At 34.9% G+C, this 2674-nt stretch carries 4 protein-coding genes; all 4 read right to left on the bottom strand.

Translation table 11 applies throughout. The features are described from left to right. Positions 1-768 precede the first annotated feature (768 nt). From LDX58_RS25480 to LDX58_RS26950, 4 genes are read right to left on the bottom strand one after another with little or no spacing between them, the layout of a single operon-like run. Positions 769-1890 (bottom strand): GerAB/ArcD/ProY family transporter, encoded by a 1122-nt coding sequence (locus LDX58_RS25480; protein ID WP_227940463.1) that lies wholly within the window; start codon positions 1888-1890, stop codon positions 769-771. A 16-nt stretch (positions 1891-1906) separates the two neighbouring features. Continuing rightward, positions 1907-2140 (bottom strand): hypothetical protein, encoded by a 234-nt coding sequence (locus LDX58_RS25485; protein WP_227940464.1) that lies wholly within the window; start codon positions 2138-2140, stop codon positions 1907-1909. Positions 2141-2144: 4 nt separating this feature from the next. Beyond that, positions 2145-2564 (bottom strand): Ger(x)C family spore germination C-terminal domain-containing protein, encoded by a 420-nt coding sequence (locus LDX58_RS25490; protein ID WP_265416835.1) that lies wholly within the window; start codon positions 2562-2564, stop codon positions 2145-2147. After that, a complete protein-coding gene (locus LDX58_RS26950; RefSeq protein ID WP_372459302.1) occupies positions 2561-2671 on the bottom strand; it encodes a Ger(x)C family spore germination C-terminal domain-containing protein in 111 nt (36 codons plus the stop codon). The genes LDX58_RS25490 and LDX58_RS26950 overlap by 4 nt, the downstream gene beginning before the upstream one ends. Positions 2672-2674 lie beyond the last annotated feature (3 nt).

Below are 2674 nucleotides of genomic sequence, written 5' to 3' on the forward strand. Positions count from 1 at the left end.
AGATATCAAGTAACTCAGGGAAAAATCATTTCACTGGGTTACTTACTTCTGTAATTCATAAATATACCTTAGTTAACTAATTAACAATTTATGTAAATTTCCCATATATTTCTGAGCTTTGGTTGCTACATTCCACCCTTCTCACGTGGCTGTTACTATCTGCCTAATAGCATTTTTTCTAATACCTCCTATTGCAAATCTCCTTGGAATATCCGTTTTCATTCGACTATCAGTTCTAACCAAACCTTCTTCATCAGTAATTTCTAGGTTAGTTACAAAATTTGAAACAGGCTTCATCCCTACGTTTTTTCAAAAACACCAACAGCTACCTTTTTGTCCCACTCGTCTTAACATTTTGAAAAAAGGTATAGCTAGCCGCTTCTTTCACTTCTAACACTTGGACAGGTTTGTTTACAAACTCTAGTGTACAGCTCAAAACTAAAAGCGTTTTTTAAAACAATTCTGACCCAATATAAAATAGACGCATTCTTAAAGAAATGCGCCTGATTGTGTAAGATTGTATAATATTATAAAGTGAAGACCTCCCCCTAAGAACGAACCATTGAACAGACAATGCATTGTTCTATGTCTTTTTTATTTCATTATGGTAATTTTTTAGTTTTTAAAAGCTGAAAATAAGGTTTTATCTATCCGCTTTTTGTATATTTACATCTTCCAGTTAACACCTTCTACATTTAAGTCCACTTTGAATAAGTTTCCTAAACCCTGAAAACACAACATTATGGTTAAATCTCCAATTAGCCAACGTCATAGTACCTCATTGTTTAGGTGACTTAACTTAGAGCGTTTTTTGATTTTATCAATGATTAAAGTCAACAGAGGTATAAATAATCCCATAATTATCGCATATGGAGGAAAATACGTGCTGTCCCAATGAGTCATATACGCAACATTAGGATAAACAACGGTTGAAAAAATGACTGCTAAAATTCCCATTGGAATAACGAGAAAACGATAGTTTCGAGCCTCTAATAGTTGAGCTAACCCAACAACGCATGCGTAGAAATAAATGGCGGCTTTAAAAAAAATCGAAATAATCCACATTCCTGCCATAATGGCTTCAATCCTTTCAACGATCTCAAACACACTTACTGTTTTAGCAAGAACGTAACTAGGAAACATTTGTCGTGCTGTAGCAGAAGCACCTAGTACCAAAATACACAGAAGAATAATAATACTTACAACCAAAGATCCTATCAAGGTGCCTGTTATAAAATTCCACTTTAAATTTTCTTGAGTATTGATATTTCTTGGTAGAAACATCAGAAAGACAATTAAACTTAATCCTGTGAATGCTATAAAGTCCAGTGTTGCGGAAAGATGGTCTTTGAAGCCCGCCTCAAATAATGGACTCATCCTCTCTACTTCCAGTTCAGGTAATAATAAAATAACTAAAGCGAGAAAAAGGATCATAAACCAGGGAAAAAGAAGTTCCCCCGTTCGTGCTAATACCTCGAGGCCAGTTCGAATCACCACCATAACAAGCACGGCTAGCATGAGATTAAGAATTTCGATGGGGGTAGTTATTAGTATTTGGGTTTTGGTGAAGTTACCGAAGTAAAAGAGAAGACCGCTTACTCCAATAAAAGAAAAAAGCACATAGGAAAAGCCAATAATCTTTCCTATTAGGTTGCCGTACACTCTTTGAAGGTATTGGATGTATGTTTCTCTTCCCATCGCCCTCCCGCAAACCACAAAAAAGAAAGCGATAATTGTACATGCTAGAGTACCTATTAATGCGGATAACCATGCATCTTGATTGGTCTTAGCTGCTATGGTAGATGGAATCACAAGAATGGTCGTACCTGACGTATAAAGTATCGTTAATATGCAAAGTTGAAGAGGGCTAATCCTTACTTTTTCATCCAAAATGATTACGTCCTTTCTATTTGTTAGAGGCTTGCAATAATTTACTTAACGGCTCCACAGCTATCGCGATGAGTTCTAAAGGATTAGGGATAGGGACTTTGTTAATCTGAGCAATTGCCAATACAGTGATAAATAGCATTAGTATTGAAAATATCCATATCTCTCGTATCATTTTGTCTTTTGCTAATTGCGGTATATGAAAATAAGAAACTGCAGTAAAGAGTAAAATCAATCCAAAACTTTTGAGCATCTATTTACTCCTTTATCAATTCATTTTGAAACGGATCAGATATCGTTCCTGTACGTTGTATCTTAATATCAACATGAACATCAACAGGTACATCTGGAAAAGATTCTCTCCATGATTCTTTTAACTTGGCCCATTCTTTAGAGTTTTTTTGGTGTACAATCTCACCGAAACCGAAAATATCTGACTTAAATTCTTTTTGAGCACTACTGATAACCTTTAATACAACATCTTTTATCTCGTTATTCGTTTTTTTCTCGAGTTCAGTGAAAACATTAGAACTCATCAAGTTTAATTTTGTATTAACTTCAGCAACATCTGCTTCGCCAGTGATTTTAACTTTAATGCTCAGTTTATCGTCTTGAAATTTGGGCTCTATGTCGCTTTTACTTTCTGATAATTCAATCCCAATTTCACCATCGTTCATATCAAAACGATGAAAGTTCTTTGAACATTACCCTTTATATAATTGAGTCCTTTACTTTCCTGTTCGTTTAACCAACCTATCAACTTGTTTTCACGAAAAACTGCTATTCC

The organism is Alkalihalobacillus deserti, assembly GCF_020734105.1.
Taxonomy (GTDB): Bacteria; Bacillota; Bacilli; order Bacillales; family Bacillaceae_D; genus Halalkalibacter; species Halalkalibacter deserti.

Excerpts from the sequence above, each read along its gene's own strand:
- LDX58_RS25485 (WP_227940464.1), bottom strand. The coding sequence starts at position 2,140 with ATGCTCAAAAGTTTTGGATTGATTTTACTCTTTACTGCAGTTTCTTAT.
- LDX58_RS25490 (WP_265416835.1), bottom strand. The coding sequence starts at position 2,564 with ATGAACGATGGTGAAATTGGGATTGAATTATCAGAAAGTAAAAGCGAC.